Origin of the sequence: Caulobacter zeae (assembly GCF_002858925.1) — a bacterium.
Lineage (GTDB): Bacteria > Pseudomonadota > Alphaproteobacteria > Caulobacterales > Caulobacteraceae > Caulobacter > Caulobacter zeae.
Genome location: NZ_PJRS01000040.1, coordinates 93,056 through 119,447, shown reverse-complemented (window position 1 = coordinate 119,447; position 26,392 = coordinate 93,056). Strand labels below are relative to the sequence as shown.

Sequence of the window (26,392 nt, the reverse complement as noted above, 5' to 3'; positions counted from 1 at the left end):
ATGATCCTCGCCGTCCTGCAAGCCCGCATGAGCTCCACCCGCCTGCCGGGCAAGGTGCTGATGCCGATCGTCCGCGCGCCGATGATCATCCGCCAGATCGAACGCGTCGCCCGCTCGCGCCGCATCGACAAACTGGTGGTGGCCACCAGCACCGATCCGCTGGACGACGCCATCGAGGCGGCCGTGCGCCGCGACGGGATCGCCGTGCATCGCGGCCCGCTGGACAACGTGCTCGAACGCTTCGTCGGCGCGCTGGACGCCCATCCGGCCGAGCACGTGGTGCGCCTGACCGCCGACTGCCCGCTGGCCGATCCGGCGGTGATCGACGCGACCATCGACCTGCACCTGTCGTCGCGCGCCGACTACACCAGCAACAGCCCCGAGGGCGCGGCCTATCCTAAGGGCCTCGACGTCGAGGTGATCACCGCCGCGGGCCTGCGCCGCGCGGCCGCGCTGGCGAACAGCCCCGAGGCCCGCGAGCACGTCACCTGGGACGTCTGGAACAATCCCGACCGCTGGAACCTGGCCTGGCTGCCGGACGCCCCCGGCGAGGGCGCGGTGCGCTGGACGGTCGACCGGCCCGACGACTACGCCTTCGTGGCGGCGGTCTATGACGCGCTCTATCCGGCCAACCGCGCCTTCACCTCCGACGACGTGCGGGCCTTCGTGAGAAGCCGGGAAGACCTGCTGAACTACGGCGGCGACCGGCGGGCGTAGAGCCGGGTGCGACAATCGCGCCGCATCCCTTAAGGACAGGGTTAACAAAGTATTCGGCAAAGCGGCCCCAGGCTGCTGCCGCGACCGCTCCACCGGTTCGCGCCAGCTTTTGAGGGGCCTCCGGTTCGGGGGCGGACGGACATGCGCGCCCTGCCCGACATCCGGGGTCTGAAGTACCCCGACGAGTTCATCGCCCGCCACTTCTTCAAGCGCGGCCTGCACCAGCGCGCCGGCAAGGTGGTCGAACTGGGCGGCGGCACGGGCAACAACCTGTCGCTCTACGCCGCCTATGGCTGGACCCTGGTCAATGTCGACTATTCGGCCGCGGCGCTGGAAGACGCCCGCTGGAACCTGGGCGAGGCCGCGACCCTGATCCAGGCCGACCTGTCGCTGGGCCTGCCCGACGGGATCGAGGGACCGATCGACGTCCTGCTGATCCCCAACCTGCTCTGCTACCTGACCAACGCCCAGGCCCACCGGGTTCTGACCGCCGTGCGCGAGAAGCTTGCGCCGAACGCCGAGGTGTTCGTCCGCACGCGCCTCGTGGACGACTATCGCTACGGCCGGGGCGTCGCCGAGGAGCCCGACGGCTTCCGCCTGGCCACGCCCGAGACCGGCGAAGAAGGCCTCTTCAACCTGTTCTACACTGAGGCGGGCCTCGTGAACCGCCTGCGCGACGAACTGGGCCTGCGTGAGCCCGACGTCTTCCGCGTCTGCTTCGACAACCTGCAGGCCGGCGTGCGCGTGCCCAGCAACAGCGATCTCGTCGTCTGGGGGACCGCCTCGTGAGCGGCCGCATCCGCATCGTCGGCGGCGGCCTGACCGGGATCATGGCCGCCTTCGAAGCCCATCGCCTGGGCTGGCGCAACATCGAGCTGCACGAACGCTTCGACGCCCTCGGCGGCGTGGCCCGCCCCAAGGTCGTCAGCGGCGCCGAGATGCGCGACGGCTGCGTCTATTTCGGCCCCCAGGGCGACGCCCTGGTCGAACGCCTGAAGGCGCAGGGCGCGGCCTTCGAGACCTTCGACAACCGCTTCGGCTCGCTCAGCCTCGACGGCGCGGGCAAGCGGGTCTTCACCTGGGACTTCGGCGGCCCGGCCGTCGACTGCGCCAGCCTGCGCATCGCCCGTCCCGCCGGCGACAGCCTGGCCGACCGCATCGCCGCCTATCCCTCGCCCATCGCCGAGACCCTGGCCGAATACTGCCGCTGGCACCTGAGCGCCGACCTTGCCGCCGTGCACGGCGACGCGGCCATCCCGCTGGCCATCAACCGGGTCTATCCGGCGAGCGCCGAGACTCCGGCCCTGGTCGCCCTGAAGGCCTCGAACGAATGGGCCGACGAGCTGTACGGCGTGCCGCGCGGCCTCTCGGGCCGCACCGCCAACGTCACCGCCAGCCTGCCGGCGGGCGGCTTCACCGCCCTGTTCGAGACCTGCCGCCGGTCGCTGGAGACCCTGGGCGTCGACATCCGCTTCGAAAGCCTGATCTCGCCCCGCCAGGTGATGGCCGAGCACGCGGCGGGCGACACCGTCGTCTGGGCAGCCAATCCGACGCCGCTGTTCAAGCCGATGGGCCTTTCGACGCCTTCGCTGGTGAAGAAGAGCTTCTTCACCTACGTTTTCGAGGCGGATTTCGACGGCCCCTGCCCGGTCTACGTCCAGAACTTCACGGCCAAGGGCGACTGCTTCCGGGCCTATCTGTACGAAAGCGGCGGCAAGACCCTGGTGGTGGCCGAGTGCGTGCGCGAAGCCGACCTGCGCGCCCTGCCCGGCGAGATCCGCGGCCTGCTGTCGGGCTTCGGGTCGCTGAAAACCGGCGCCCTGCTGCACTCGGGCGCCCAGCCGCGCTGGATCTATCACTCGCGCGACGCCATCGCCGGCCTTGGCCAGCTGCGCACGAAGCTGACCGAGCGTTTCAGCGCCGCCTTCGTCTGCGGGGCCTGGGAGCCCTACGGCAAGAGCGCCAAGCTGGCCGAGGTCGACGCCGCCCTCGCCCAGGCCTGGACCGCCCCCGCCGCCGGCGGCCTGGCCCTGACCGGATGAGCGTCGCCTCGCCTCTGAAGACGGCGGCGATCATGCAGCCGACCTATCTGCCCTATCTGGGCTATTTCCAACTGATGGCGGCCAGCGACGTCTTCGTGTTCCTCGACGACGTGCAGTTCGCCCGCCGCTCGTGGCAGTCGCGCAACCGGATCCTCACCGCCCAGGGCGAACTGATGCTGACGGTTCCGGTCAGGAAGCACGACCGCGACACGCCGATCCACGCCATCCGAATCGACGACGGCCAGCCCTGGCGCGACAAGCACCTGGCCGCCATCCGCCACGCCTATGGCAAGCGCCCGTTCTTCGCCGAGGGCTTCGCCTTCGTGTCCGAGCAACTGGCCCGCGAGCCCGACGGCGCCCTGGCCGACCTGACCTGCGGCCTGGCCCAGGCTGCGGCCGAACGGATCGGGATCCAGACCCGCTTCATCCGCGCCTCGAGCCTGAACGCCGCCGGCGCCCGCTCCGACCACCTGCTGGCCATCTGCCGCGCGGTGGAGGCCGAGGCCTACATCTCGCCGACCGGCTCGGCCGACTACATGGAAGAGGACGGCGTCTTCGCCGCCGCCGGCTTCCCCGTCCGCTTCAAGCCCTGCTATCTGGCGGAGTACCCGCAGGGCCGGCCCGAGTTCACGCCCTATATGAGCTTCGTCGACGCCCTGATGAACGTCGGCTGGAGCGGCCTGAAGGCGCTGGTGGCGGCCTAGCCGGCCACCATGTCCCAGGCCAGCGGCTCGCCTCGGGTCAGAGCGCGGGCGGCGGGACGGCCCAGCACCTTGTCGAGATCGGCCGGCGGCAGGCCGTTGCCCGGGCGCACCGAGCGGACGTTGTCGCGCGTCAGGATTGCGCCAGCCGGCACGTCGGCGGTGACGTAGAGCGAGCGGCGGAACAGCAAGGACCCCTGCTCGGAGCCCAGCACGTCGTAGTGGGCGCGGCCCAGCGAGGCCCAGGCGTTCCTGGTGTCGTCGACCAGGGCCTTGAATTCGGCCGGCTCCAGGCTGAAGGCGGCGTCGGGGCCGCCGTCGGCGCGGGCCAGGGTGAAGTGCTTCTCGACCGCGCAGGCGCCGACCGACACCGCCGCTACAGAGGCGGCCGTGCCCGGCGTGTGGTCCGACAGGCCGATCGGGCAGCCGAAGCGGGCGGCCATGTCGGCCACAGTCCGCACGTTGGCGTCGGCGAAGGTGGCCGGATAGCTGGACACGCAATGCAGCAGCAGCACGCCCGGCGCGCCGGCTTCCAGCGCGGTGCTGCGGGCGGTCTCGATCTCGGCCAGGTTGGCCATGCCGGTCGAGATGATCAGCGGCTTTCCTTGCGCGGCCGCATAGCGGATCAGCGGCAGGTCGACGGCCTCGAACGAGGCGATCTTGTAGGCCGGGGCGTCGAGGCCGGCCAGCAGGTCGACCGCCGTCTCGTCGAACGGGCTGGAGAAGATGGTCACGCCGCGCTTGCGGGCCCGCTCGAAGATGGCCGCGTGCCATTCGAACGGCGTGTGGGCCTCTTCGTACAGCTCGTACAGGCTGCGCCCGTCCCACAGGCCGCCGTGGATCTTGAACTCGGGCCGGTCGACGTCGAGCGTGATGGTGTCGGCGGTGTAGGTCTGGATCTTGATGGCGTCGCAGCCGGTGTCGGCGGCGGCGTCGACCATCTCAAGGCAACGGTCGAGGCTGCCGTTGTGATTCCCCGACAGCTCGCAGATCACATAGGGCGGATGGTCCGCGCCGATCTTGCGGCCGGCGATCTCGATTTCGGGCGAAGCGGTCATGGGCGAACTCGTGGAGCTTCTATCCAGACAATCTGTCTGGATACTGCTTCCATATTAACCCTGAAATCGTGGACGAGCCGTCAATCCCCGCCGCCACCGCCGCCATCTCCCCCGCAGCCGCCGTCCGAGGACGAGCCGCAGTCGGACGCGGAAGACGAGGAGCTGTTGTCCGAAGAATGGGTCGAGCCGCTGTCGCCGCCCTCGCCCTTCTTGCCGTCGGCCTTGGCCTGCGCCGGCTTGGCGACCTCCAGCATGGTGCCCAGGCCCCCGCCGATGGCGATGCCCACGCCGATGCCGATCGCCATGTTGTTCGTGGCCAGGCCCAGGGCGACGCCGATCGCCGTCCCGATGCCAATGCCGATCGTCAGTCCGCCCTTCATGGGTTCCCCTATCAACTCAGCGACCGATCTGTATGACGGCCGCCTCCCCGTCAGGGTCTGCCGAAAAATAACTGAGACGTCGACCGTTTGCCTCAAGCCTCGGCATAGGCGAGCGCAGCCCGCACGTCGTCGGCTTCGAGGTACGGATACTCTCGCAGCACGTCATCGGGCGTTATGCCTGCCGCCAACATTTCCAGGACATCCTGAACCCGCACCCGCAGATCGCGGATGCAGCGGCGACCGCCGGCCTTGCCAGGATCGATCGTGATGCGTTCCAGCAACGGGTTCATGGCGTGCAATGTAGCGCAGGAGCGGAATCGCGCCTAGATATCGCCCATGTCCACTACCGCTCCCCGCCAGACGCGCTGCCTGATCATCGGTTCGGGCCCCGCCGGCTACACCGCCGCCATCTACGCCGCCCGCGCGCTGCTCAAGCCCGTGCTCATCGCCGGCATCCAGCCGGGCGGCCAGCTGACCATCACGACTGACGTCGAGAACTATCCGGGCTTCGCCGACGTCATCCAGGGCCCCTGGCTGATGGACCAGATGCGCGCCCAGGCCGAGCACGTGGGCACCGAGTTCGTCAGCGACATCGTCATGTCGGTCGACCTCTCCAAGCGTCCGTTCGTCGTCAAGACCGACAGCGGCCAGGACTGGATCGCCGAGACGATCATCATCGCCACCGGCGCCCAGGCCAAGTGGCTGGGCCTGGAGAGCGAGAGCAAGTTCCAGGGCTTCGGCGTCAGCGCCTGCGCCACCTGCGACGGCTTCTTCTATCGCAACAAGGAAGTCGTGGTGGTCGGCGGCGGCAACACGGCCGTCGAGGAAGCCCTGTTCCTGACCAGCTTCGCCAGCAAGGTCACCCTGGTGCACCGCAAGGACGAGCTGCGGGCCGAGAAGATCCTGCAAGAGCGCCTGCTGGCCCATCCGAAGGTCGAGGTGGTCTGGGACAGCGTCATCGACGAGGTCGTGGGCGACAGCGAACCGATGGGCGTCACCGGCGTGCGCCTGAAGAACATCAAGACCGGCGAGTTCACCGAGCTGAAGACCGACGGCGTGTTCATCGCCATCGGCCACGCCCCGTCGTCGGAACTGTTCGCCGGCCAGTTGGAAGTCGGTCCCGGGGGCTACCTGAAGGTCAAGCCGGGCACGGCCTCGACGGCCATCGAAGGCGTCTACGCCGCCGGCGACGTCACCGACGACGTCTACCGCCAGGCCGTGACCGCCGCCGGCATGGGCTGCATGGCCGCCCTGGAAGCCGTGCGCTTCCTGGCCGAGGAAGACCACAAGAAGGCTCACCACCCCATCAGCCACGCCGAGGCCAACGAGATCGGCGCCTGGTAGGACTGGGTCCGGTCGAAGTTTGAAAGGGGCGGCGAAAGTCGCCCCTTTTTCTTTGGAACCTCCCCCTCTGGGGGAGGCGATCGCGCAGCGATCGGTGGGGGGAGTTGGTGATGACCTTCCGACGTTGCGGCGGCTGAGAACGCCCCCCTCCGTCGCCTTCGGCGACACCTCCCTCAGAGGGGGAGGATCTTTTAGAGCGGATTCAGCAGATTCGGCGGCCTGGGCTTCGGCTTGGGCGGCGGCGCCTCGACGGGCGGCGGCGGCGAAACGGGCCCGGCGGCGGCTTCGGCCTGGACCTCGGGCAGCACTTCCAGGGCCTTGTTGATGCGGGCGATCTCTTCGGGCGTGGCGATGCGGCGGCCGGCGACACTGCCCTCGACCCTGATCCGCTCGCCGCCCGGCGCGGCCGCATCTGGGATGACCACCACTCGGGCGTCCTTGAGGGCCGCGGTCGGCGCGGGCCCGCCCAGGGCCTGGGCGAGGTTCTGGGCCAGCACGGCGGGCGGGGCGGCCTCCAGCGTGCGCGGGTCGGCGCCCATCAGGGTGGCGGTCGAGATCCGGGTCTCGCCGCCGGCATAGCGGCCCTTGAACGCGGCCAGCGTGCCCGACGGTCCCGTCCAGCGATAGAAGATGTGCGTGCCGACCTGGCGCAGCTTGACCAGGGTCGGCGCCCAGTAAGGGGCCACGTAATCGGCGTGGTAGTGGGTGGCCACGCCCACGTCCTTCATCACGAAGCCCGACAGCGCCCGCCGGGCCACGGCCTGGGCGCGGTCCCACATCGTCGGGACCACCGTCTTCTCCAGCGAGCCATCGCAGGTGAAACTGAACTGGCAGCCGGTGCTGCGCAGCGAGCCCTCGTAGATCACCCCGCAGATCGACTTGGGATAGCCCGGATGGCGCAGACGGTTGAGCACGGTCTGGGCCACGGCCTGCTGGCCCTCGGCGGGCTCGAAGCCAGCCTCGAAATAGACCGCCTGGGTCAGGCAGTGCAGCGCCCTCGCCCGCTCCTCGCCCGAGGTCTTCAGCACGAAGGGCCGAGCCGCCTCGATCGGCAGGGGCGCCGGCGCGCGGTAGGCGTTGATCAGCCGCGCGTCCTCGAAGCTTGGGGCGCCATCGCCCAGCACCGGGATCGTGGCGATGTCGATCACCTCCCAGCCTCGCACGCGGCCCCAGTAGTCCTTGCGCGGCCGCGGATCGTGGCGGCGGGCCAGGGCCAGCATCGCCGGGTCCATGTCGGCCGTGTAGCGCGCCAGCCCGGCGTCGGACAGCGCGCCCGCCTGGCTGGCTAGGCCCGCGGCCCGGCCGTGCTGGCGCGGCAGGTGATAGGCGGTGGCGCACGCAGAAAGGCCGCCGACGGCGATCAGCACCGCGGCGGCCTTCTTGCCCGGATGTCGCCTTGAGGACGGCACGCGGGGTGGTCGGATTACTTGCTCAGGGTCGAGCGCAGCATCCAGGCGTGCTTTTCGTGGGCCGCCAGGCGCTGGGTGTAGAGGTCGACCGTGGCTTCGTCGCCCGCCTCGTCCGGGGCGTCGATGGCGCCGCGCAGGGTGGCGATGACCGTCTCGTTGTCGGCCAGGAGTTCCTTGATCATGCCCTCCCAGTCCTTTTCGGCGTCGCCGTCCTTGATGCTGGAGAGGTTGCCGAAGGCGGCGTAGCCCTGGGGCGCCAGCTCGCCCAGGGCGCGAATGCGCTCGGCGATCAGGTCAAGAGCGGCCCATTCTTCGTTGTATTGGCCTTCCAGGAGGATGTGCAGGGACTGGAAGTAGGGCCCGCGAACATTCCAGTGATAGCCGTGCGTCTTGAGGTAGAGCGCATAGCTGTCGGCCAGGACCTTGTTCAGTCCCTGCGCGATGTCAGCGCGTTGCTTGGCCGAAATGCCGATGTTCGGAGCGGTCGCCATTCATGATCTCCCGTGTTGCGTGTCCTAGGTAAGCGTGTCCATGCTCTTGGCAAGCCTGCTCATGAGCGCGGAGCAAGAATGAACAAAAACGATCCGCTCGCCCCCACGCCGACGCCGCGCCTTGCGGCGTCCGCCCTGCTAAGCGCGTGGCTCATACCAGAGGTTCCTCCGCCGTTCTGGCGGGCGGCCCTGGCCGCGATCGTGGCCACGCTGGCGGCGCTGGGCATGCGCTTCGCCCTGCTCGGGCCCGACCAGACCCTGGGCGCGACCCAGGCCTTCTTCCCGGCGATGGTGCTGGTGACGCTGTATGCCGGCTGGCGCTGGGGGCTCGTGCCGATCGCCAGCGGGGCGGCGCTCGGCTGGTGGCTGTGGGCCGGCCGGTATGCCGACACCTTGAGCGAGCCGCAGACCGCCTCGATGGTGCTGTACCTGGTCTCGGCCACGGCCACGACGGCGGTGGCCCACGGCATGCGCCAGGCGGTGATCGGCCTGGCCGAGGCCCGCCGCCGCCAGCAGGACGCCGAGACGCGGCTGGACGTGACCCAGGCCGCCGCCGGCGTCGGCCCCTGGGAATGGGACGTGACCACCGGGGCCCTGCACCTGTCGCCGGCCGCGCGTCGCAACCTGCGCCTGCCCCCGGACGGTCCGCTGGATTTCGAGCAGGTGGCGTCCGCGGTGCATCCCGAGGACCGCCCCCGGGTGCAGGAGGAGATCAGACGGGCGATCAAGAGCGGGCCGCTCTACGAGGTCGAGTATCGGCTGGTCGACGGGCCGGACGGCGAGCGCTGGATCCATGGCCTGGGCCGGATCGAGCGCGACGCAGCAGGCCGCGCCGTGCGCGTGCTGGGCGTCAATTTCGAGGTCACCAAGCGCCGCCAGGCCGAGGAAGGCCTGCGGGAGAGCGAGGCCCGCTTCCGCGCTCTGGCCGACAGCGCCCCGGCCCTGATGTGGATCACCGGCATGGGCGGCGCGCGCGAGTTCGTCAACGCCGCCTATGTGGACTTCGCCGGCGCCGACTATCGCGACGCCCTGACGCTGGACTGGCGCACCCGCATCCATCCCGAGGATCTGCCGACCATCCTCAAGGCCCAGATCGCCGGCGAGGCCTCGCGCAGGCCGTTCAGCCTGGAGGCGCGCTATCGCCGGCCAGACGGCCAGTGGCGGTGGCTGAAATCGTTCTCGCAGCCACGCTATGGCCCCGGAGGGAGCTTCGCGGGCTTCATCGGCATCGCCTTCGACGTCAGCGACGCCAAGGAGGCCGAGGCCAAGCTGACGGGCATGAACGAACTGCTGGCCGACAAGGTCGACGCCGCCGTCGCCGAGCGGGACCTGGCCCAGGCCGCGCTGAACCAAGCCCAGAAGCTGGAAGCCATCGGCCAGTTGACCGGTGGCGTGGCCCACGACTTCAACAATCTGCTGACCGTGGTCATCGGCGCCCTGGACGCCGTGCAGCGCCATCCCGACGACGCCCGCCGGCGCGACAAGATGGTCGACGCGGCGCTTTCGGCCGCCAGACGTGGCGAGAAGCTGACCCAGCACCTGCTGGCCTTCGCCCGCCGCCAGCCGCTCAATCCGGAGATCTGCCGGGTGGACCGCCTGATCGCCGAGAGCGAGGCCCTGCTGCGCCGGGCCGTCGGCGAGGTGCTGCCGCTGAAGCTCAGCCTGGGCTCGGGCACGCGCACGGCGCGGATCGACGCGGGCCAGTTCGAGGCCGCCCTGCTGAACCTGGTGGTCAACGCCCGCGACGCCAGCCCCCCGGGCGGCGCGATCGTCGTGGAGTCCGGGCCCGAGACCGTCGACAAGCCGCGCGGCGAGCTGAAGCCCGGCGCCTACCTGCGGGTCTCGGTGCGCGACGAGGGCAAGGGCATGGACGCGGCCACCATCGCCCGCGCCTTCGAGCCGTTCTTCACCACCAAGGCTTCGGGCAAGGGCACGGGGCTTGGCCTGTCGCAGGTCTACGGCTTCGTGCGCCAGAGCGGCGGCGAGGTCGAGATCGCCTCCAAGCCGGGCCAGGGCACGACGGTGTCGCTGCTGCTGCCGGCCAGCCACGAGGGCGCGATCCTGCAGGCGACGCCGGTGGCCCCGCCCGCTCCCCGCCCCGGCGTCGAGGTGCTTCTGGCCGAGGACGACGTCGAGGTCGGCGACCTGGTCGAGGCCATGCTGATCGAGCTGGGCCACAACGTGCGCCGGGCCGGTGACGCCGACGAGGCGCTGAGCATGGCCCGGGCCCATCCCGACCTTGGCCTGCTGCTCACCGACGTGATGATGCCCGGCGACAAGAGCGGGGTGGATCTGGCCTCCATCCTGTCGACCGAGCGACCCGAGCTGCCGATCCTGCTGAGTTCCGGCTACACCGGCCAGGAGCTGGCGGAAGCCCGCGCCGCGCCCTGGCCGCTTCTGCGCAAGCCCTATGCGCTGGACGCGCTGGTGCGGGCCATAGACCAAGCCTTCGAGACCCGCCGCCCGCATTGACCTGCCCTTCGACCGAACAGGCGTGATTGCCCGGCCGCGCGGGATTTTTCGTCCGCATGCTTTGCATTCCCGGAACGAGCGGCTATATGTGGATAGCCCCTTATGCTCACTTTCAGCATAAGCCGCAACGCCGGACGGAGCCGCAACCTTTGCCCGGCGTTTTTTGAGGCCCAGGAAATGCTCACTTTGAGCATAAGAGAGGACGACATGGCCGACGGTTTCGCGCCCCTCGCCTTCACCGCCGATATCGAGGCGGAAACCGCCGCCGTCTGGGACAAGGTCAAGCACCACGTCACCCCGATGGAATGGCGTCTGCAGGCGCCGCTGATCTCGGAGATCAACCGGATCAAGCGCGAGAAGAACGCCGCCATCCTGGCCCACAACTACATGACGCCGGACATCTTCCACGGCGTGGGCGACTTCGTGGGCGACAGCCTCGCGCTCGCCAAGGAGGCCGCCAAGAGCGACGCGGCGATCATCATCCAGGCCGGCGTGCACTTCATGGCCGAGACCAGCAAGGTGCTGAGCCCCGAGAAGAAGATCCTGATCCCCGACCTCAAGGCCGGCTGCTCGCTGGCCTCGTCGATCACCGGCGCGGACGTGCGGCTGATCAAGGAGCGCCATCCGGGCGTTCCGGTGGTCACCTATGTCAACACCACCGCCGACGTGAAGGCCGAGACCGACATCTGCTGCACCAGCGCCAACGCCGTGCAGGTGGTGGAGTGGGCCGCCAAGGAATGGGGGACCGACAAGGTCATCCTGATCCCCGACGAGTTCCTGGCCCGCAACGTCGCCCGCCAGACCAACGTCAAGATCATCGCCTGGGCCGGCCATTGCGAGGTGCACAAGCGCTTCACCACCCAGGACATCGCCGACATGCGCGCGGCCTGGCCCGGCGCCGAGGTGCTGGCCCACCCCGAATGCCCGGCCGAGATCCTCGAGGCCTCGGACTTCGCCGGTTCGACCGCGGCGATGAACGACTACGTGGCGGCCCGCAAGCCGGCCCAGGTGGTGCTGATCACCGAGTGCTCGATGGCCAGCAACGTCCAGGCCGAAAGCCCCGGAACCCAGTTCATCGGCCCCTGCAACATGTGTCCGCACATGAAGCGGATCACGCTGCAGAACATCTACGACGCCCTGGTGCACGAGCAGTACGAGGTCACGGTCGACGCCGATGTCCTGGGTCGCGCCCGCCAGGCCGTGCAGCGGATGATCGACCTGCCCCCGCCCGCCGCCCCGGCCCGCTACGACCTGGTCAAGGCGCGCCACCACGTGGACGTGGAGCTGATTTAAAGGCCCTTCCCCTTGATGGGGGAAGGGTTGGGATGGGGGTGACGCGGCCCTTCCGCATCACTGCCCGCCTTCGTCTTCCTCGGATGGCTGAACCGCAGCGTTCACCCCCATCCCCGACCCTTCCCCCATCGAGGGGGAAGGGAGTGGAGTGCGAGATGATCGAACGCATCACCTTCGACGGCCCAATCATCCTCGGTGCGGGCCTGGCCGGCCTCAGCGCCGCGCTTGCCGCGAAGACCGCGCTGGTGCTGTCGCCGACGCCGCTGGCCACCGGCTGCTCCAGCGCCTGGGCGCAAGGCGGCCTGGCCGCCGCCCTGGCCGGCAACGACACCCCGTCGCTGCACGCGGCCGACACCATCGCCGCCGGCGCCGGCCTGTGCGACGGCGAGGCCGTGGCGCTGCTGACCCGCGAAGGTCCCGCCGCCGTCCGCGCCCTGGCCGCCATCGGCGCGCCATTCGACCGGAAAGCCGATGGCGATTTCGTGCTCAGCCTCGAGGCCGCCCACTCCAAGGCCCGCGTCGCCCGCGTCGGCGGCGACGGCGCCGGCGCGGCGATAATGGCCGCCGTCGTGGCCGCCGTGCGCGCCACGCCGAGCATCGAAGTGCGCGAGAACGCCCGCGCCCGCCGCCTGCTCCAGGACGAAACCGGCCGGGTGGTCGGGGTGCTGGCCGAGATCGACGGCGTACTGGTCGAAATCCACGCCAAGACCGTGATCCTGGCTACCGGCGGCGTCGGCGGCCTCTATGCCGTCACCACCACGCCCGCCCAGGTGCGCGGCGAGGGCCTGGGCCTGGCCGCCCTGGCCGGGGCCGAGATCGCCGACCCCGAGTTCGTGCAGTTCCATCCCACCGCGATCGACATCGGCCGTGATCCAGCCCCCCTGGCCACCGAGGCTCTTCGCGGCGAGGGCTCGATTCTGCGCAACTCCGATGGCCGCGCCTTCATGGTGGACTACCATCCGGCCAAGGAGCTGGCTCCGCGCGACGTGGTGGCCCGCGCCATCCACGCCGAGCGCGCCGCCGGCCGCGGCGCGTTCCTCGACGCCACGACGGCGGTGGGCGGACACTTCCCGCACGAGTTCCCGGCCGTGTTCGAGGCCTGCCAGAGCGCCGGCGTCGATCCGCGCCGCGAGATGATCCCGGTCACGCCCGCCGTGCACTACCACATGGGCGGCGTGACCACCGATCTGGACGGCCGCACCAACCTGCCGGGCCTCTACGCCGCCGGCGAATGCGCCTCCACCGGCGTGCAGGGCGCCAACCGGCTGGCCTCCAACAGCCTGCTGGAAGCGGCCGTGTTCGGCGCCCGCGCGGGCCGCGCTGCGGCGGCTGACGGGCAAGTCGGCGGCGAGCCGGTGTCGCTGGCCGCGCTGCCCGACCTGCCGGACGCCGCCTTCCAGGCCCTGCGCAAGGCCATGAGCCGCGACGCCGGCGTCATCCGCGATGCGGCGGGCCTCGTCCGCCTGCAAGCCGAAATCGCCGCCCTGGAAGCGGCCCACGGCGCCTGCCCGCCCCTGGTCGCCGCCCGCCTGATCGTCGACGCGGCCCTCGCCCGCGAGGAAAGCCGGGGCGGTCATTACCGCGCCGACTTCCCCGAAAAGACCGCCCCCGTCCGCACCTTCGTCACCCTCGACCCGGTCCAGGCCGGTTTGCGCCACGCCGCCGAGTAGTGGTACGTAAGGGGAACGGAGACGCGACCATGAGCACGAACCTCGGTCCATCTGACAACCCGTTCGACGGCGTGGCCGAAGGCTTCGCCGAACAGGGCGTGACTGAGTTCCTGCTGACCGTCGACGACCTGGAGACCATGCTCCGGGCCGGAATTTTCGATCGCGACGACGCCACCCGCGTGGAACTCGAAGACGGAAGGCTGGTGCGGATGTCGTCGGAATCCCTGCCTCATGCGCGGACCGCCGCCCGTCTGTCGCTCGCGCTGAATCTGGCCCTCTCGCAGTTGGGCCTGACTGACCGCTACGAAGTGCTCAACGGCGGTACAGTCCGCGTTTCCGATATCTCGGCCTTCGACCCGGACGGCGCGGTGATCGCCCGCGACGCCGAAGGCTTCTTCATGCGCGCCGATCAGGTGTTCCTCGTCATCGAGTCTTCGCTGGCCACCCTCAAGCGTGACCTCGGCTCCAAGAGCCGGGCCTACGCCGCCGCCGGGATCGCCGAATACTGGGTGATCGACGTCAAGCACGCCCAGTTGCACGTCTTCCGCCGCCCGTTCGAGGGCGAGTGGACCGAGCGCCAGACTCTTAGCCCCGACGACAGCGTCTCGCCGCTGTTCGCTCCCGACGCCGACATTGCCTTGAAGAGCGTATTTTGACCCTCCTTCCCCGTATCGAGCCGCTGCCCGACCTTCTCGTCCGCCCCATCGTCGATCTGTCCCTGGCCGAGGATCTGGGCCGGGCCGGCGACATCACCGGCCTGGCCTGCATCGACGCCGACGCCCGGCTGTCGGTGCTCTTCGCCAGCCGCCAGGACGGCCGGGTCTCGGGCCTGTCGTGCGCGCGCCTGGCCCTGGCCGCCCTTGACCCGACCGCGACCTTCGAGGTGGTCACGCCCGACGGCGCCGACGCCGCGCCGGGAACCGTGCTGGCCCGCGCCGAGGGGAACGCCCGCGCCGTGCTGGCGGCCGAGCGGACGGGCCTGAACCTGCTGGGCCGCCTGTCGGGCATAGCCACCCTGACGCGGGCCTATGTGCGCCTCGTCGAGGGCACGGGCGCGACCATCGTCGACACCCGCAAGACCACGCCGGGTCTGCGAGCCCTGGAGAAGTACGCCGTACGCTGCGGCGGCGGGGTCAATCATCGCTTCGGCCTCGACGACGCCATCCTGATCAAGGACAACCACGTCGCCGCCTGCGGCGGGGTCGGCGAGGCCGTCCGCCGGGCCCGCGCCTTCGCCGGTCACCTGGTTAAGGTGGAAGTCGAGATCGACGGCCTGGACCAGCTGGAAGACGCCCTGAAGCACGGCCCCGACGTGGTCATGCTCGACAACTTCAGCCTGGATGACCTGAAGACCGCCGTATCGCTGGCCAAGGGCCGGGCGGTGCTGGAGGCCTCGGGCGGGGTCAACCTGACGACCGTTCGCGCGATCGCGCAGACCGGCGTCGACGTGATCAGCGTCGGCGCCCTCACCCACTCGGCCCCGGTGCTCGACATCGGCCTGGACGCGGCCTGAGAGGCCACGCCGGCTGCCAGGCCTAAGGCCGCGGGATCGCCTGGTTGAAGTTGAACACCCGGTCGGGGTCGGCCTTGGCCTTGATCGCCTTCAGCCTGCCGAGGTTGTCGCCGTAATAGGCCGTGGCGAAGTAATCCGCCTTGGACGGGTCGTGCGACAGCGAGGGGTCGGCGAAGTTCTGGTAGGCCCCGCCGCCGGCGCGCGGCCACATGGCGGCGTAGAACTCGTCCTGCCAGACGCGGTTGGCGTCGAGCAGGATCTTGTTGTGGCTGTCGCCCTCGCTCCAATAGAGGCCCACCACCATCAGCCAGTGGCTGTCGCGGTGCACGAAGGCGGTGTCGCCAGGCTTGGGGACGTTGATCGCCCCGCCGGTCTGGAAGAAGCGCAGGTCGCAGTAGCCGTTCACGCCCGGCCACTGGCGCAGGTGTTTGAAGCCCAGCGCCAGGTCTTCCAGGCCGAACTTCGGGTTCCTGACGAAGCCCGAGCGCTCCTGGTAGAAGGTGGCGAAGCCGTCCTCGTGCAGGAAGTCCTGCGCCGCCCAGTAGGGCAGCTCGTTGATCCCCGCCCCGCCGGTGGGCGCGGCCGCGTCGAGAACGGGCTTGAGGATCTTGAGCAGTTCCTCGCGCGGGCCTGCGTACTGGCCCAGCACGCTGATCGGCACGTCGTAGCCGGCCTTGTATTGCAGCGGCGTGATCGCCCCGAACGACACCCGCGAGCCGAGGTTGCCGGGCGCGGCGTTCAGCACCTCCATCAGCATGGCGCCGAGCGCCTCGACCGAGACGCTGGGACGGATTTCCGGCGTGCGGCTCCAGGAAAGGTCGAAGACGGTGACGACCTTGCCCTTCACGTCGAAGGTCTGGAGAGCGAACTCGGTGCTGACCCCGAAATTGCCGCCGCCGCCGCCCTGGCAGGCCCAGAACAGGTCGGCGTCGCGGGAGTCGGGAGCCTTGGCCAGCAGCCGGCGCTGGGCGCCGTCGGCCAACACGATCTTGCTCTCGACCAGCTGGTCACAGGCCATGCCGTGGGCGCGCATGTTGAAGCCGATGCCGCCGCCCAGCAGGAAGCCCGCCGCGCCCACCGACGGGCAGCGGCCATGGGTTACCGCGCGGTCCTCGGCGCGCAGCAGGCGATAGAGGTCGCGATTGCGGGCGCCGGCCCCGAACCGGGCGACGCCGGTCGTCCTGTCGTAGCGGGCGTAGTTGATCAGGCTGGTCTCGATCAGCAGGCCGTCGGTGACCGAATAGCCGGCATAGGAGTGGCCGCCGCCGCGGATGATCGGCCGGATGTTGTTCTCGCGCGCCCAGCGGACAGCAAAGCCGACCTCGTCGGCCGAGGCGCAGCGGGCCACGCCCTGCGGCAGGGTGTGGGCGTAGCGCAGGTTGTTGGGCAGGGCGATCACCTGATAGTCGGCGTCGCCCAGGCGCAGAAGCCGGCCCGACAGCGCCTTGGATAGCTGCGCCCAACGCGCCTCCGGCGGGCCGCCCGGCGCCGGGGTCGGCGGCAAGGCCCCGACGCGCGGGTCGCGGGCATAGGCCGCGACGGGGGCCAGGGCGGCGCTGGCCGCCAGGAAGCCGCCCGCGGCCAGGAAGTCGCGCCGGCTGGCGAAATAGCGCTTGGTCTGCATGATCTCCCCCACTCTGTTGTCTGCCCACTTGCTTGTATGGTTGTCCTGATCGCCCGATCAGAGGCAGTCGGCCGCCACCTTGCGCAGGTCGGGCGCGCCGGCCGGACGCTTAGGGTCCAGCATCAGCTTCTCGTCGCCGACCAGCCCAGCGCGGGCCGCGTCGAAGCCGTCCTCCCGGCCGCGCGCATAGTCCTCCAGCGCGGTCATCGCCTTGGGCGACAGCTGGGCCTGCAGGACGTTGGACGCGCAGGCGCAGCCCACGCGATCGAGCTTCAGCCCGAAGGCATCGAGCTCGCCGTCCAGGCAGGCCTTGGTCACCGCCGCGCGCTGAGCCGCGGGCGCATCGGCCTGCACCCGGCTGCACGCGCCCAAGGCCAGCAAGGCCAAAATCGTCAGAATCGTACGCATGCTCTTCCCCTATCCAGCCAGGGTGGCGATGCACGCATCGGTTTTATGTGAAAATTATAACGCCGAGCGGGTTTCCCGGCCGCCGGGCGCCGCTACGGAAGTCTTTGCGAAACCACCATTGCCACCGGTGTCTTCCTGGCTCATCTAAGCGCTCGAGCGGGCTTTGAAGACCCGCCGGATCATTATCGAGGCGCCCCGTGACCACCGACACCGCCGCCAGCCAGGCCCTGCGCCTCTCGGCCACCAGCTTCCCCGCCGCCCTGCCCGGCGTGGCCCTGCCGGCCTACGAGCGCGACAAGGTGGAGATCGGCGTCGTCCACTTCGGTCCCGGGGCCTTCCATCGCGCCCACCAGGCCTTCTATTTCGACCAACTGCTGTCCACGGACCCGCGCTGGGGCATCTGCGCCGTCTCGCTGAAGAGCCCCGGCGTGCGCGATGCGCTATCGCCGCAGGACGGCCTCTACACCCTGGCCCAGCTGGATCATGAAACCAGCTTCCGGGTCATCGGCTCGATTCTGGAGGTGCTGGTCGCCCCGGAAGACCCGGAGGCGGTGTTCGCGCGCCTGGCAGCGCCGCAGACCCGGATGGTCAGCCTGACGGTCACCGAGAAGGGCTACACCCTGACCGGCGAGGGCAAGCTGGACAAGGCACATCCCGACATCGTCCACGACCTGGCTTCGCCTGGCCGCCCGGTCAGCGCCGTGGGCTACATCGTCGAGGGTCTGCGCCGCCGCTTCGCGGCCGGCCTGGCGCCCTACGCCGTGGTGGCCTGCGACAACCTCGCCGACAACGGCTGGCGGCTGAAGGCGGCGACGGTGGCCTTCGCCCAGGCGGTGGACCCGGCCCTGGCTGCCTGGATCGAGCAGAACGGCGCCTTCCCGCGCACCATGGTCGACAGCATCACTCCGGCCACCGACGACGCCCTGCGCGCCCGGGTGCAGGCCGCCACGGGCCTGGCCGACGCATGGCCGATCCAGCGCGAGGCCTTCACCCAGTGGGTGGTCGAGGACGTGCTGGGCGACGGCGCGCCGGATCTAGCCAGCGTCGGCGTCACCCTGACCGACGACGTGCGCGGCTTCGAGCGCGCCAAGCTGCGTCTCCTGAACGGCGTGCACTCGACCCTGGCCTATGCCGGCCTGCTGAAGGGCCACGAGACAGTGTTCGAGGCGGTCGGCGATCCGGCGCTGGAGGCCCTGGCCCGCGACCTGATGGCCAAGGACATCATCCCGACCCTGACCGCCCCGCGCGGCCTGGACCTGGCCGCCTACGCCGAGGCCATCCTCGACCGCTTCCGCAATCCCGAGATCCGCCACTTCCTCAGCCAGATCGCCTGGGACGGCTCGCAGAAACTGCCCTTCCGCATTCTGGGCACGGTGAAGGACGCCCTGGAAGCCGACCGCAGCGTCGAGCGCCTGGCCGTGCCGATCGCCGCCTGGTTCCGGTTCCTGAAGCTGCGCGCCGCCGAGGGCGTGGCCATCACCGATCCGCTGGCGGATCGCCTGCTGACGGTGGTCCAGGCCCTGCCGGGCGACGTGAAGGGCGATGTCGCCGCCTTCCTGGCGTTGGAAGCGGTGTTCCCGGCCGATCTGGCGGGCGACGCCCGGTTCGTGGCGGCGGTCGAGAAGGCCTACGGCGAACTCGCCTGACTCTTCCCCGTAGAGCCCCCGCGAAGCGGGGGTCTACGGGACGTAGCGAAACCGCCTCTACGGCTTCCAGTCCGGCAGGTTGGCCAGTTGATCCTTGGTCAGCTTGGTGCGCACCAGATAGTCGTTCGGATCGCCCGGCTCGGGCGCGACCGAGACGTCGGCCAAGGCCACCACCACCTTCTTGTCGGGGCCGACGCGGTCGATCTCGATGACTACGGCGGTAGGTTTTCCGGCCGCGTCCAGCAGCACGTGCTCGACCTCGCCGGCCTTCCGGTTGGCGGAGTCGATGACATCGGCGTCCTCGATCTGGCCGACGGTGAAGCTGCCCTTGGCGCTGAGCGTCTCGTCACGGGCGATGGTCGATTGGGCGAAGGCCGCGCCGCCCACCAGGGCGAAGGCGGCGGCGGTCATGACGATCCTCTTCATGGCGTGTCTCCGTGTTGATGCACCGAGCCAACGCTCCGTACACGGCGACGTTCCGGGGCTAGGCGCGCACGCCCTTGCCCAGCACCACGGGCGCGACGGTGCCCAGCAGGATCTTCAGGTCGAACAGGAACGAGGCGCGGGCCAGGTACTCGGCGTCCAGCGCCACCTTCTCGGGGATGGCCAGTTCGTCGCGGCCGTTGATCTGGGCCCAGCCGGTGACGCCGGGACGCAGCACGTGGACGCCGGCGGCGGTGCGAGCGGCCACGAGGTCGTCCTGGTTGAACAGGGCCGGGCGCGGGCCCACCAGGCTCATGTGACCGACCAGCACGCTCCACAGCTGCGGCAGCTCGTCGAGGCTGGTCTTGCGCAGGAACGGCCCGACCGGCGTCAGCCAGCGGTGCGGATCGTCCAGCAGGTGGGTGGCGACCTCGGGGGTGTCGATCCGCATGGTGCGGAACTTCGGCATCGGGAAGAGGCGGTTGCCCCGCCCCACCCGCTGCGACCAGTAGACCGCTGGCCCCGGCGAGGTGGCGCGCACCAGCACGGCCACTACCGCCAGCGGCAGGGCCAGCACGGCAAGGCCCGCCGCGGCGGCGGCGAAGTCGAAGGCGCGCTTCAGCACGTGATCAGGCCAGGTCGCTGGCCGCCGCATCGAGCAGCAGGTAGGCGCGGCCGGCTTCCGAGGCCAGCAGTGCGGCCACCAGGAAGCCCTCGCGATCCTGCTGGGCCGCCTCGTTCACCATGCCGGCGTAACGGCGCACGAAACGCTCGGCGTTGGCCTTCAGCGTGGCGTCGGAGAACAGGCGGCGGACCAGGCGACGGATCGCGGCCGGGGCCAGCTTCTTGACCACCTCGCGGGCGCCGGCCTCGTCGTGGGTCTGGATGGCGGCGGCGATCTCGTCGATGCGACCGCGCGGCAGCAGGGCCGACGGGTCGATGCCCATGGCCAGGATCTCGCCGGCCAGCTTCTCGCCCAGGGCCGCGTCGCCCGGCGAGCTGGACTGCATGTCGCCCAACAGGTTCTTCCAGCTCCAGCCGCCCTCGTCCTGCGCCGGTTCAGGCGGCGGGGTCGGCGCCGCGCCGCGACCGCCGGCGGCGTCGAACATGGTGCGGAACTCGTCGTCGGTGGCGGTCGGGGTCAGCTTCAGGCGCTGGCGCGGCGGCGGCTCCAGCGGTGCGAAGTCATCGTTGGGATAGGCCGGCGGCGGGGTCTGGGCGCGCGGCGGCTGCGGCGCGGGCTGGACCGGAGGCGGCGGAGGCGGCGCCTGGCGCTGCTGGGGCGGCGGCGCCGGTTGCGGGACCGGCTGGGGCGCAGGCTGCGGCGGACGCACCAGGGCCGAAGCGCCGCGGCTCTGCGGGGCGACGAAGCTCGGGGTCTGGGAAGCGGCCGCGTTCATCTGCGTCACCGCCTCGCTCAGCATTTCGTAGTTGCGGCGCACGCGATCCTGGAAGGCTTGGTCGATGGCCGCCGTCTCCTCGGCGGTGCGGCGGGCGGCGGCGCGAAGGTCGTCGATGCCCTTCTCGATCTGGGCGCGCACCTCGGCGGCGCGGGCCAGGGCCTCGCCCGGCAGGGCGGCGCTGCTCTGGCCGGCCTCGACCAGCAGGCGCTCCATCTCGGCGATGGCGGTGCGGGCGGTCTCGACGCTTTCGGCCAGCTTCTGGGCGGTGCGGGCGCCGGCCTGCTCGACCACCTGGGCGGCGTTCTCGATCAGGTTGCGGGCTTCCTGCATGCGCGACTCGAACACGGCGTCGGCCTTCTGGCCGGCCGAGAAGGCGATCTCGTTCAGCTGGTCGACGCGGCCGCGCGCGGTCTCGACGCGCAACTCGACGCCCTCCCCGGCCCGCTGGGCGGCGTCGGTGATGGCGTTCATGGCGCGGGTCAGCTCGCCCTCGAGATCGCCGCGACGGTCGGCGGCGGCGGCTTCCAGGCGGGCCAACGCGGCCTGCGTCTCGGCGGCCAGGGCCTCGCGCTCGGCGCGGGCGGCCTCGGTCATCTCGCGCAGCTGGTCGCCGGACGAGACGATCAGGCCGCGCAGCACCTCGGCGCCCATGGCGGCGATGTCGCCGAGCTCGGAGGCGCCGACGCGGGTGTAGGCCACGAACTCGGTGAGCTGGGCGGTGCGGGTCTCGGTCTCGGAGGAGAAGTCCTCCTGGTCGGCGCGCAGGGCCTGGGCGGCCGTCACCAGGGCCGCGCGCTGCGACGCCAGGCTGCGCTCGACATTGCCGATCTGATCGCCGACGCCTTGGCCGGCGGTCTCCAGGCGGGCGATCTGGCGCGACAGGTCCTCGGCCCCGACGCGGGCGGCGTCGGACGCCTCGGCTGCGGCGGCGGCCAGGTCGGCGGCGCGGGCGGCCAGGGCGGCCTCGGCTTCGCGCAGCTGGGTTTCGGCCAGGTCGGAGGCCTCGGCGACCATGCGCGCCTGGCTGCCGATGGCGTCGACCACGCCGGTCGACTGGGTGTCCAGGGCGGCCGACAGCGCCTGCATGGCGGTGCGCTCATGGCCCAGGCCCTCGGCCAGCTGCTTGGCCATGCGGCTGGACGAATCGGCGGCCTCGACCAGGCGGGCGGTCTCTTCGGCCAGCGCCTGGCGCAGGGTGATGATGCGCTCGCGGGCGGCGTCGGCGGCGCTGGTGGCCGCGTCGATCTGGCCGCTCAGGGCGTCGACAACGCCGGTGGCCCCGGCGGCGGCCAGGGTCGCGGGCGTGAGCAACTGGTCGGTCAGCTGGCGCGTGCGGCGCAGCTCGGCCGAAACGCCCATGGCCTGGCGCAGCATGTAGGCGGCCAGCAGGATGAAGGCGGCCGGCCCCGCGGCCAGGGCGGCGAACACCGCCATGGTCACCGGCATCGGCAGGGTCGGGCCGTAGCCCATGGCGAACATCACCGGCGCCACGGCCCACAGGGCGGCGACGCAGACGGCCATGCTCCAGTAGACGCCGCCCGGCATCGGCTTGCGCTCGGCGCGCTCGGCCAGAGCCTGCACCGGACGTTCGGCCACGGCCGGACGCGCGGCCGGCTCCGACTTGGCCGGCGGTTCGGGCTCGGGACGCGGGGCCGGCGGCTGGGCTGCGGCGGGCGCGGTCAGGAAGGTCGGCAGCGGCGGCAGGTCGTCGGCCGGCGGGCGCTCGGCGGCGCGCGTGCGGCGCGCTCGCGGTTCCGGCGGCGGGGCGAATTCGGGCATGGGTTCGGGCGAAGGCGGCGGCGCCACGGCGACCGGCTCGGGCTCCGGCGGCGAGACGGGCTCGGGCGGGGCCGGTTCAGGCGGCGGGGAGGACCCGCGGAAGAACGAACGGCGCGCCGAAGAACGGTCCTCGCGCAGCACCGGTTCGAACGGATCGGCGGCGGGTTGCGCGGGTTCGGCTTCAGGCTCGGGCGCGGGCTCAGGCGCGATCGCCGAGGTCAGCGGTTCGGGCGCCGGCTCGGCTTGCGGCTCGGGCGGCTGGTAGGACGGCGGACGCGCGCCGCGCGGCGGCGCGGCCAGGAAGCCCGTCCCCGGCAGGTCGGCGATGTCGAGATCGTTGTCCGGCTCGCTGATCGGCGCATCGGGATCCGGCTCGGCGACATCGAAGGCCGACGGTTCCGACTCAGGCAGGCCAGCCGTATTCGCCGCATCATCGCGGGGCGTCTCCACCGGCAGGGTGGAAAAGTCGAGCGGTCGGCGCTTCTTAGGCTTCATACGCAGCCACTGTCCCAAGGCGAACGACGAGGGGGCCTCTCACAGCGACGCAGCGCGCAAGCCCCTTCATCGCGCAGGCGAGTAAACCTAGCCGCGAAAGGCGCCCGCGCATAGCCGGTTGACGCGGTTTTCCCCAAAGCGGACCGAGTGTTGCGCGATTCTGGGAGGCGTCGCCCCGACGATCCCGGGGCGGACGGATCAGGCGCGGGCGAGACGCGCGGCCTGCTCGGGACAGATGATCTTGGGCGCGGTTTCGAGGCGCGCGGCCTCGCGAGGCGAACGCGCGACGGTGCGTTCGACCTTCGGCTTGATGATCTTTTCCTCGATCACCACGCCGAACTGGCAAAGCGCCGTGGCCGAGAGCCACAGCACGATCGCCGCGAGGAGTTCTGACAAGAATGACATCGGCTTACCCGTCGATCCGATAGCGCCGTTATGCCGCAATCCACGGCCATGCTCGAATGAACTTTTGGTCATGTTGATGCAACGGCGCCCACACAAGCTGACAGCGCCCCTAGATTTCTGCGCCTTGCTCCAAGCCCCCCGGAGACCTAGGTCGCAGGCTCCCCCGGTGCTTCCCTCTCGCCGCTCGGCGCGGGCGAAGTCTTTCTGTTTGCGGACGACCGTCTTGGCCCTTACCCAGCTTGCACCCCAGGCGCCCGCCGTCGCTTCCGAGCCGACCATGCCGCTGATCACCCCCGCTCGCCTCACCCACCTGCAGCGCCTGGAAGCCGAGAGCATCCACATCATGCGCGAGGTGGCCGCCGAGTGCGAAAACCCGGTCATGCTGTATTCGATCGGCAAGGACAGCGCGGTGATGCTGCACCTGGCCGCCAAGGCGTTCTATCCGTCCAAGCCGCCCTTCCCGCTGCTGCACGTCGACACGACCTGGAAATTCAAGGCGATGTACGAGCTGCGCGACAAGATCGCCCAGCAGTTGGGCTTCGACCTCCTGGTCCACAAGAACCCCGAGGCCGAGGCGCGCGGCATCAACCCGTTCGACCACGGCAGCGCCCTGCACACCGACCTGTGGAAGACCGAAGGCCTCAAGCAGGCCCTGGCCAAGTACGGCTTCGACGCGGCCTTCGGCGGCGCCCGCCGCGACGAGGAGAAGAGCCGCGCCAAGGAGCGCGTGTTCAGCTTCCGCTCGGCCGAGCAGCGCTGGGACCCCAAGAACCAGCGTCCGGAGCTGTGGAAGCTCTACAACACCCGCAAGCACCCGGGTGAATCCTTGCGCGTCTTCCCGATCTCCAACTGGACCGAGCTGGACGTCTGGCAATACATCCATCTGGAGAACATCCCGATCGTGCCGCTCTACTTCTCGGCCCCGCGGCCGGTGGTCGAGCGCGACGGCGCGCTGATCATGGTGGACGACGAGCGCTTCCGCCTGCGTGACGGCGAAGAGCCGCAGATCAAGAGCGTGCGCTTCCGCACCCTGGGCTGCTACCCGCTGACCGGCGCCGTCGAGAGCACCGCCTCGACCCTGCCCGAGATCATCCAGGAGATGCTCCTGACCACCACCAGCGAGCGCCAGGGGCGGGTCATCGACCACGACCAGTCCGCCTCGATGGAGAAGAAGAAGCAGGAGGGCTACTTCTGATGGCTCACCAGTCCGCCCTCATCGCCGAAGACATCGAAGCCTATCTCGAGGCTCACCAGAACAAGTCGCTGCTGCGCTTCATCACCTGCGGCAGCGTCGACGACGGCAAGTCCACCCTGATCGGCCGGCTGCTCTACGACAGCAAGATGATCTTCGAGGACCAGATGGCCGCCCTCGAGGCCGACTCCAAGCGGGTCGGCACGCAAGGCGGGGCGATCGACTTCGCCCTGCTGGTCGACGGCCTGGCCGCCGAGCGCGAGCAAGGCATCACCATCGACGTCGCCTACCGGTTCTTCTCGACCGACAAGCGCAAGTTCATCGTCGCCGACACCCCCGGCCACGAGCAGTACACGCGCAACATGGTCACCGGGGCCTCGACCGCCGACGCGGCCGTGATCCTGATCGACGCCCGCAAGGGCGTGCTGACCCAGACCCGTCGCCACAGCTACCTCGTGTCCTTGCTCGGCATCCGCAACGTGGTGCTGGCGGTCAACAAGATGGACCTGGTCGGCTGGGACCAGGCGACCTTCGACGCCATCGTCGCCGACTACCGCGCCTTCGCCGAGAAGATCGGCCTGTCGGTGTTCACCCCGATCCCGATCTCGGGCCTGGGCGGCGACAACATCGCGGTGAAGAGCGAGCACACCGCCTGGTTCGACGGCCCGATCCTGATGGACTGGCTGGAGAGCGTCGAGGTCGAGGACAGCCTGCAAGCCCAACCGTTCCGCATGCCGGTGCAATGGGTCAACCGTCCCAACCTCGACTTCCGCGGCTTCTCGGGCCAGTTGGCCTCGGGCGTGGTCAAGCCGGGCGACCGGGTGAAAGTGCTGCCCTCGGGCCGCGAGAGCCGGGTGTCGCGCATCGTCACCCTGCCGGGCGACCTGGACCAGGCCGTGGCCGGCCAGTCGGTGACCATCACCCTGGCCGATGAAGTCGACGTCAGCCGTGGCGACGTGCTGGTCGCCGCCGACAGCCCCTGCGCCGTCGCAGGCCAGTTCGAGGCGACACTCGTCTGGATGGACGACGAGCCCCTGCCGCCGGGTCGCTCCTACCTGCTGAAGATCGGCGCGCGCCTGGTCGGCGCCAGCGTCACCGAGATCAAGCACCGGGTGAACGTCAACACCCTGGAGCACACGGCCGCCAAGCGGCTGGAGCTCAACGAGATCGCCCACGTCAACATCTCGCTCGACCAGGCGATCCCGTTCGAGGCCTATGCCGACAATCGGGATCTCGGCGGCTTCATCCTGATCGACCGGATCAGCAACCGCACCGTCGGCGCGGGCCTGCTGAACTTCGCCCTGCGCCGGGCCGACAACATCCACTGGCAGCACACCGACGTCTCCAAGGCATCGCGCGCGGCGCTCAAGAGCCAGCGCGGCCGGGTGGTGTGGCTGACGGGCCTGTCGGGCGCGGGCAAGTCGACCATCGCCAACCTGGTCGAAAAGCGCCTGCACGCGCTGGGCCGCCACACCTACCTGCTGGACGGCGACAACGTGCGCCACGGCCTCAACAAGGACCTCGGCTTCACCGAGGAGGACCGCGTCGAGAACATCCGCCGGGTGGCCGAGGTCGCCAAGCTGATGGTCGACGCCGGCCTGATCGTGCTGACCGCCTTCATCTCGCCCTTCCGGGCCGAGCGCCAGCTGGCGCGCGAGATCCTGGCCGACGGCGAGTTCGTCGAGGTCTTCGTCGACACCCCCCTGGCCGTGGCCGAGAGCCGCGACGTCAAGGGCCTCTACAAGAAGGCCCGCTCGGGCCAGCTGAAGAACTTCACCGGCATCGACAGCCCCTACGAGGCGCCCGAGGCGGCCGAACTGGTCATCGACACGACAAAGGTCGATCCGGTGGCCGCCGCTGAGCAGATCGTGGCCTGGCTGGAAGGCGAAGAGATCTCGTACGAGATCTGAGCCCCCTTCGCCCTTCC

At 70.3% G+C, this 26,392-nt stretch carries 24 protein-coding genes; 13 read left to right on the top strand and 11 right to left on the bottom strand.

Going from position 1 to position 26,392, the window contains the following annotated elements:
* The 4 genes from SGCZBJ_RS19180 (at nucleotide 1) to SGCZBJ_RS19165 (ending at nucleotide 3,463) form a co-directional block, all read left to right on the top strand.
* On the top strand, nucleotides 1-717 hold the full coding sequence (locus tag SGCZBJ_RS19180) for a cytidylyltransferase domain-containing protein (RefSeq protein WP_101719550.1): 717 nt from the start codon (nucleotides 1-3) through the stop codon (nucleotides 715-717).
* Between the two features lie 141 nt (nucleotides 718-858).
* Nucleotides 859-1,506 carry a class I SAM-dependent methyltransferase gene (locus tag SGCZBJ_RS19175; protein ID WP_101719549.1) on the top strand — a complete coding sequence of 216 codons (648 nt, stop codon included), beginning with the start codon at nucleotides 859-861 and terminating at the stop codon, nucleotides 1,504-1,506.
* Entirely contained in the window at nucleotides 1,503-2,759 is a 1,257-nt protein-coding gene (locus SGCZBJ_RS19170; RefSeq protein ID WP_101719548.1) for an FAD-dependent oxidoreductase, read from the top strand. Before SGCZBJ_RS19175 ends, SGCZBJ_RS19170 begins: the two co-directional genes overlap by 4 nt.
* Nucleotides 2,756-3,463 (top strand): WbqC family protein, encoded by a 708-nt coding sequence (locus SGCZBJ_RS19165; RefSeq protein ID WP_101719547.1) that lies wholly within the window; start codon nucleotides 2,756-2,758, stop codon nucleotides 3,461-3,463. Before SGCZBJ_RS19170 ends, SGCZBJ_RS19165 begins: the two co-directional genes overlap by 4 nt.
* Here the strand turns inward: SGCZBJ_RS19165 and pseI are convergent.
* From pseI to SGCZBJ_RS19150, 3 genes are all read right to left on the bottom strand, one after another.
* On the bottom strand, nucleotides 3,460-4,518 hold the full coding sequence (gene pseI, locus SGCZBJ_RS19160; protein ID WP_101719546.1) for a pseudaminic acid synthase: 1,059 nt from the start codon (nucleotides 4,516-4,518) through the stop codon (nucleotides 3,460-3,462). The genes SGCZBJ_RS19165 and pseI overlap by 4 nt on opposite strands.
* Nucleotides 4,519-4,598: 80 nt before the next feature.
* Nucleotides 4,599-4,898, bottom strand: a complete 300-nt coding sequence (locus tag SGCZBJ_RS19155; RefSeq protein ID WP_101719545.1) for a hypothetical protein — start codon at nucleotides 4,896-4,898, stop codon at nucleotides 4,599-4,601.
* Nucleotides 4,899-4,990: 92 nt separating this feature from the next.
* The gene (locus SGCZBJ_RS19150) at nucleotides 4,991-5,188 is read right to left on the bottom strand and encodes a DUF433 domain-containing protein (RefSeq protein WP_101719544.1); all 198 of its coding nucleotides are present in this window, start codon (nucleotides 5,186-5,188) and stop codon (nucleotides 4,991-4,993) included.
* A gap of 46 nt (nucleotides 5,189-5,234) precedes the next feature.
* On the opposite strand from SGCZBJ_RS19150, the gene trxB reads away from it, so the two are divergent.
* A complete protein-coding gene (gene trxB, locus SGCZBJ_RS19145) occupies nucleotides 5,235-6,242 on the top strand; it encodes a thioredoxin-disulfide reductase (RefSeq protein ID WP_101719543.1) in 1,008 nt (335 codons plus the stop codon).
* A gap of 191 nt (nucleotides 6,243-6,433) precedes the next feature.
* Here trxB and SGCZBJ_RS19140 read toward each other — a convergent pair whose 3' ends face one another.
* Together SGCZBJ_RS19140 and SGCZBJ_RS19135 are read right to left on the bottom strand one after the other, a co-directional pair.
* Entirely contained in the window at nucleotides 6,434-7,609 is a 1,176-nt protein-coding gene (locus SGCZBJ_RS19140) for a cell wall hydrolase (protein WP_240621574.1), read from the bottom strand.
* A gap of 56 nt (nucleotides 7,610-7,665) precedes the next feature.
* Nucleotides 7,666-8,142: a Dps family protein gene (locus SGCZBJ_RS19135; RefSeq protein ID WP_101719541.1), complete on the bottom strand. Its 477-nt coding sequence runs from the start codon at nucleotides 8,140-8,142 to the stop codon at nucleotides 7,666-7,668.
* A gap of 78 nt (nucleotides 8,143-8,220) precedes the next feature.
* Here SGCZBJ_RS19135 and SGCZBJ_RS19130 point away from each other — a divergent pair, with 78 nt between their 5' ends.
* From SGCZBJ_RS19130 to nadC, 5 genes are all read left to right on the top strand, one after another.
* Complete coding sequence (locus SGCZBJ_RS19130; protein ID WP_101719540.1) at nucleotides 8,221-10,614, top strand: hybrid sensor histidine kinase/response regulator; 2,394 nt, start codon at nucleotides 8,221-8,223, stop codon at nucleotides 10,612-10,614.
* A gap of 207 nt (nucleotides 10,615-10,821) precedes the next feature.
* Entirely contained in the window at nucleotides 10,822-11,907 is a 1,086-nt protein-coding gene (nadA, locus tag SGCZBJ_RS19125; protein WP_165799382.1) for a quinolinate synthase NadA, read from the top strand.
* A 155-nt stretch (nucleotides 11,908-12,062) separates the two neighbouring features.
* Nucleotides 12,063-13,577, top strand: coding sequence for an L-aspartate oxidase (locus tag SGCZBJ_RS19120; protein ID WP_101719538.1), 1,515 nt, complete (start codon nucleotides 12,063-12,065; stop codon nucleotides 13,575-13,577).
* Between the two features lie 29 nt (nucleotides 13,578-13,606).
* The gene (locus SGCZBJ_RS19115) at nucleotides 13,607-14,233 is read left to right on the top strand and encodes a Uma2 family endonuclease (RefSeq protein ID WP_101719537.1); all 627 of its coding nucleotides are present in this window, start codon (nucleotides 13,607-13,609) and stop codon (nucleotides 14,231-14,233) included.
* Between the two features lie 14 nt (nucleotides 14,234-14,247).
* Complete coding sequence (nadC, locus tag SGCZBJ_RS19110) at nucleotides 14,248-15,090, top strand: carboxylating nicotinate-nucleotide diphosphorylase (RefSeq protein WP_101719598.1); 843 nt, start codon at nucleotides 14,248-14,250, stop codon at nucleotides 15,088-15,090.
* A 22-nt stretch (nucleotides 15,091-15,112) separates the two neighbouring features.
* Here the strand turns inward: nadC and SGCZBJ_RS19105 are convergent, their stop codons facing one another.
* Together SGCZBJ_RS19105 and SGCZBJ_RS19100 are read right to left on the bottom strand one after the other, a co-directional pair.
* On the bottom strand, nucleotides 15,113-16,714 hold the full coding sequence (locus SGCZBJ_RS19105; protein ID WP_101719536.1) for an FAD-binding oxidoreductase: 1,602 nt from the start codon (nucleotides 16,712-16,714) through the stop codon (nucleotides 15,113-15,115).
* 57 nt (nucleotides 16,715-16,771) lie between these two features.
* The gene (locus SGCZBJ_RS19100) at nucleotides 16,772-17,122 is read right to left on the bottom strand and encodes a hypothetical protein (protein ID WP_133149296.1); all 351 of its coding nucleotides are present in this window, start codon (nucleotides 17,120-17,122) and stop codon (nucleotides 16,772-16,774) included.
* Nucleotides 17,123-17,319: 197 nt separating this feature from the next.
* On the opposite strand from SGCZBJ_RS19100, the gene SGCZBJ_RS19095 reads away from it, so the two are divergent.
* Nucleotides 17,320-18,768 (top strand): mannitol dehydrogenase family protein, encoded by a 1,449-nt coding sequence (locus tag SGCZBJ_RS19095; RefSeq protein WP_101719534.1) that lies wholly within the window; start codon nucleotides 17,320-17,322, stop codon nucleotides 18,766-18,768.
* A gap of 57 nt (nucleotides 18,769-18,825) precedes the next feature.
* Here the strand turns inward: SGCZBJ_RS19095 and SGCZBJ_RS25290 are convergent, their stop codons facing one another.
* From SGCZBJ_RS25290 to SGCZBJ_RS25460, 4 genes are all read right to left on the bottom strand, one after another.
* Nucleotides 18,826-19,194, bottom strand: a complete 369-nt coding sequence (locus SGCZBJ_RS25290; protein WP_205685425.1) for a PRC-barrel domain-containing protein — start codon at nucleotides 19,192-19,194, stop codon at nucleotides 18,826-18,828.
* Between the two features lie 58 nt (nucleotides 19,195-19,252).
* Entirely contained in the window at nucleotides 19,253-19,813 is a 561-nt protein-coding gene (locus tag SGCZBJ_RS19085) for a sugar transferase (protein WP_101719597.1), read from the bottom strand.
* Nucleotides 19,814-19,820: 7 nt separating this feature from the next.
* Complete coding sequence (locus tag SGCZBJ_RS19080) at nucleotides 19,821-22,868, bottom strand: coiled-coil domain-containing protein (RefSeq protein ID WP_240621573.1); 3,048 nt, start codon at nucleotides 22,866-22,868, stop codon at nucleotides 19,821-19,823.
* A 198-nt stretch (nucleotides 22,869-23,066) separates the two neighbouring features.
* On the bottom strand, nucleotides 23,067-23,564 hold the full coding sequence (locus SGCZBJ_RS25460) for a hypothetical protein (RefSeq protein ID WP_133149295.1): 498 nt from the start codon (nucleotides 23,562-23,564) through the stop codon (nucleotides 23,067-23,069).
* Here SGCZBJ_RS25460 and cysD point away from each other — a divergent pair.
* Nucleotides 23,497-24,468 (top strand): sulfate adenylyltransferase subunit CysD, encoded by a 972-nt coding sequence (cysD, locus tag SGCZBJ_RS19070; RefSeq protein WP_420808169.1) that lies wholly within the window; start codon nucleotides 23,497-23,499, stop codon nucleotides 24,466-24,468. The two genes, SGCZBJ_RS25460 and cysD, sit on opposite strands and share 68 nt — an antisense overlap.
* The gene (cysN, locus tag SGCZBJ_RS19065; RefSeq protein ID WP_101719531.1) at nucleotides 24,468-26,375 is read left to right on the top strand and encodes a sulfate adenylyltransferase subunit CysN; all 1,908 of its coding nucleotides are present in this window, start codon (nucleotides 24,468-24,470) and stop codon (nucleotides 26,373-26,375) included. Before cysD ends, cysN begins: the two co-directional genes overlap by 1 nt.
* The last annotated feature ends 17 nt before the right edge of the window (nucleotides 26,376-26,392 follow it).